This window comes from Salipiger sp. ABF4_146, assembly GCF_056161345.1.
On record NZ_JBSWYX010000080.1, the window covers coordinates 1 to 538 of the forward strand.

General features: G+C 59.7%; 1 protein-coding gene. It reads right to left on the bottom strand.

The genetic code is table 11. From position 1 onward, the window contains the following. On the bottom strand, nucleotides 1-420 hold a 420-nt coding region (locus ACXAJT_RS27630; protein ID WP_475242244.1), incomplete at its 3' end, for an IS21 family transposase. Nucleotides 421-538 lie beyond the last annotated feature (118 nt).

Below are 538 nucleotides of genomic sequence, written 5' to 3' on the forward strand. Positions count from 1 at the left end.
CTCGACGCCGCCGATCATGACAAGCGCTTCACCAAAATCGGCCTGTGCATGACCGGGCGGATGGCTCAGCGGCACGAACATCTCCTTGCCGGTCCGCTTCCGGTCTCGAACGTAATCCTTGACGATGGTGTAGCTGCCATCAAAACCGCACTCGTCCCGCAACCGCTCGAAAATACGCTTGGCGGTGTGACGCTGCTTGCGAGGGCGGCCCCTGTCTTCAGCAAGCCATTGGTCCATCTGGCTGGTGAACGCATCCAGCTTCGGGCGCCTGATCGGCGCTGTCCGCCGATATCCCGGCGGTTCCGAATAGGCCAACATCTTCGCGACACTGTCCCGGCTGATCCCAAAATCCCGGGCAATCTGACGCCCGCTCAACCCATCCTGGAAATGAGCGTGACGCACCTTCAAATACAAGTCCACGGTGTATATCCCCAAGCCCTCCCGAAATCCGAAAGGGCAAAAGTGGACGACTTTTACGCCGCCCGCGACAACACTATGCCGTCGCTACCGTGGCCGAGTATTGCTCCGCCGTTCACAA